The sequence below is a fragment of the Frankia sp. CcI156 genome, from assembly GCF_001983015.1.
GTDB lineage: Bacteria > Actinomycetota > Actinomycetes > Frankiales > Frankiaceae > Frankia > Frankia casuarinae.
This window is the reverse complement of the sequence record NZ_MOMD01000075.1, coordinates 1-2,695: the sequence shown is the minus strand read 5'-3', so window position 1 is coordinate 2,695 and position 2,695 is coordinate 1. Positions and strand designations below refer to the sequence as shown.

Genomic DNA, 2,695 nt, shown 5'->3' with positions numbered 1-2,695 from the left:
CCGGGTTCGGCGCGGTCTCGGCGGGTGTTCTCCGATGCGGCGGAGGAATGGGGGCGGCGTCAGGCGTTGGCGGCTCCGGTGTGGTCGCGGGAGAAACGGCGCCGGGTCGCGGCGCTGCTCGGGCTGGTCCTGGCCGACGATCCCGGCGGTTAGGTCTCTTCTCGCCAGACCGGGTCCAACAGGTCGGGGTCGAACCTGCGGCCCCTGCCGGCGGGGTGAACGACCACGGCGATCAGATGCTCTTTGATGATCGCGCGTTGGCGGGCAAGCGAGTAGGTGTCCCACTCGGCGCGGACATCGGCGGGGCGGGCGTGCGCGTTCGCGGTGGCTACGAGATGATCGTTGCGTTCCTTCAGGAGTGCTTCTTCCTGGGCTCGGAGCTCCTCCATGGTCGGGAAGTAGTCCTTCGGGGAGATCCGCCGGGGMACCGACGTCCACGCGGCCCGGGTCGCGGTGATGCTCTCCTGCACCTCGGCCAGCGCGGCTTCCCCCTCCCACGGGGCAACCTCCACCACGGCGCTCGCGGTCTCCAACTCGATCTTGTTGAACAGCGCCGCCAGAATATGATCATCGGTGTGGGGGCCGTGGCGGGAGACCTTCCCGCACCCTCCCTGCGTCGGCGCGGGGCACCGGTAGATCGCGTGCTTGCGTTCCCGGTACGGCGGTGACCCGAACATCGACCGGCCACACCGGCCGCACGCCACCACGCCGCTGAGCAGGTAGCGGCGGGAGTTATGYCCCTGCTGGGCATAGGTCCGGCCCCCGATCTTGGCGATCACCTGTTCCCACCGGCGTACACCGATGATYGCTTTCCACTGGCCCTTCACCGGGACTTCGATGGTCCGCCCGTCCGGGGTGCGTTCCTTGCGGGTGACGACCTGCATGTACTTCGCAACATGGCCGTTGACGTTGGGTTCCTCGACCCCCCGGCCGCGTAGGCCGCAGATCCGGGGGTTGCGGTAGACCTTCAACACGCTGCTCTTGGTCCACTTCTTCCCCCGGGTCCCGCGGACACCGGCGGCGTTCCACTCGTTCACCAGGTCAATGACCGGCACCCCGGCCAGGATTCTGCGGGCCCCTTCCCGCAGGATCGCGGCCTCGGTGAGATCCAACGTGCGTTTGTCGTCCTTCCAGCCGAACGGACGGCTGCCCCCCACCGGCACTCCTCGTTCGGCGCGCTGCTTGTGGGACCGGCGGACCCGGCGGGAGGTGTCCGCGCTGGCCTTGTTCGCCGCGACCGCCTGCGCGCGGGCGTTCGCCTTCCCGTACTCGGTGGTCAGATCGACYCCGGGCCCGACGATCGGGCGGCCGTACAGCTCGACGACTTCGATCGCGTCTTCCAGATCGCGTAGGTCCCGGGTGAGACGGTCCAGGTCCCACACGATCGCCCCGTCCAGGAACCCGGACCGCAGATCGGCCAACAATTCAGCGTAGTCCGGGCGGATCACACGAGATCATCGTGCCGTCTTCCAACACGATCGTCTTCTTCTTCCAGGCGGACTTCTTCTCCTGGTAGACCTTCTCGATCGTCKCGCCGTTCTCCTCGGCGAACTCGTACCCGTCTTCGTCCTGGCGTTCTAGCGCGTCATCCCCACCGACCAGTTCCGAGTACCGGGTGTACAGACCAAGTCGCAAACCGTTCAACTTTGCCATACAAAAAGTGTAGTTCGTGCGATCGTTGCACCCACCGGTAGACGGTGACGTGGTCAACGTCGAGGCCGCGTTCGGCGAGGAGCTCCTCGACATCCCGGTAGGACAGGGCGTACCGCAGGTACCARCGGACTGCCAGGATGATCACCTCGGGTGGGAACCGGAACCCGGCGAACTCCGATGTCGGGACCGGTRGACAGGCACGACGTCGACGCATCACTCGATCATGACCGATCGGCGGCCGCGGGACAGCGGACTCCGCCGATGCAACAGACCCCTGGTGCGGGATCTGCAGGCAGACTACGGGCCGGATCGGGCGCAGCAGTGCTCAGCGGAGCGGGAGTCGACGGACCCGCACGTGGGTGGTGCTGAGCGAAACGACCACGCCCTGTTCGAGATCGTCTTCCAGCGCGGGCAGGTTTGCCAGCAACAGGGCGGCTTGCGCGTCGGGCTTGAGCTGGTCGCCGGAGCGGAGCAGGACGAGCGAGGGAGCGGTGCCGCGGCTGAGCGCGAGCAAAGTAGTGAAGTCGCTGTCGGCGGAGATGATCGAACGTCTCTCGGTGACGGCGAACGTGCTGACCTCGGTGTCAGGGGAACCACCGAGCCCGTGATCGAGGACGTGTGTCGTGTCGATGCCTTTGTCGCACAGCAGTTCGGCGACCCGCGGCGAGAGGTTCTCGTCGACGAGAAACCTCATGCGGCGATGAACGGGCGCTCTTGCGGCATCGTCTCCGCGGCGAACGCGAGAGCTGCGAGCACGTCGTCGCGGGTGAGCGACGGGTAGTCGGCGAGCAGTTCCTCGACCGTCGAGCCAGCCGCAAGCTGGCCCAGCACCGCGGACACAGTAACCCGGGTACCGCGAATCGCCGGCGCGCCCGCCATGATGGCCGGGTCAGCCGTGATGCGGCTGGCGGTGGTCATAACCACGAGTCTACGGCGGACCCTCAACAGGGACGCTGTTGCGTCCGGCGGAGGCTCCCCCCAGGGTTGGGCACCGCGCCTCCCGCAGCATGTGGCCAGACACATCGGCCGAGGAAAGTCGCCG

At 67.3% G+C, this 2,695-nt stretch carries 4 protein-coding genes and 1 pseudogene; all 5 read right to left on the bottom strand.

The window, feature by feature from the left end; all coding sequences use genetic code 11:
• Positions 1-149 precede the first annotated feature (149 nt).
• The 5 genes and pseudogenes from CcI156_RS21395 to CcI156_RS21375 all read right to left on the bottom strand — a co-directional run bounded on the left by CcI156_RS21395 (position 150) and on the right by CcI156_RS21375 (position 2,571).
• Positions 150-1,448 (bottom strand): recombinase family protein, encoded by a 1,299-nt coding sequence (locus CcI156_RS21395; RefSeq protein ID WP_076807820.1) that lies wholly within the window; start codon positions 1,446-1,448, stop codon positions 150-152.
• Positions 1,426-1,653 carry a hypothetical protein gene (locus tag CcI156_RS21390; RefSeq protein WP_175637642.1) on the bottom strand — a complete coding sequence of 76 codons (228 nt, stop codon included), beginning with the start codon at positions 1,651-1,653 and terminating at the stop codon, positions 1,426-1,428. The genes CcI156_RS21395 and CcI156_RS21390 overlap by 23 nt, the downstream gene beginning before the upstream one ends.
• A gap of 22 nt (positions 1,654-1,675) precedes the next feature.
• A pseudogene (locus CcI156_RS27180) lies at positions 1,676-1,867 on the bottom strand (IS6 family transposase); the annotation flags it as partial.
• 111 nt (positions 1,868-1,978) lie between these two features.
• Complete coding sequence (locus CcI156_RS21380) at positions 1,979-2,347, bottom strand: DUF5615 family PIN-like protein (RefSeq protein ID WP_011438451.1); 369 nt, start codon at positions 2,345-2,347, stop codon at positions 1,979-1,981.
• On the bottom strand, positions 2,344-2,571 hold the full coding sequence (locus tag CcI156_RS21375; protein ID WP_023842258.1) for a DUF433 domain-containing protein: 228 nt from the start codon (positions 2,569-2,571) through the stop codon (positions 2,344-2,346). Before CcI156_RS21375 ends, CcI156_RS21380 begins: the two co-directional genes overlap by 4 nt.
• Between the last annotated feature and the right edge of the window lie 124 nt (positions 2,572-2,695).

Excerpts from the sequence above, each read along its gene's own strand:
- CcI156_RS21380 (WP_011438451.1), bottom strand. The coding sequence starts at position 2,347 with ATGAGGTTTCTCGTCGACGAGAACCTCTCGCCGCGGGTCGCCGAACTG.
- CcI156_RS21375 (WP_023842258.1), bottom strand. The coding sequence starts at position 2,571 with ATGACCACCGCCAGCCGCATCACGGCTGACCCGGCCATCATGGCGGGC.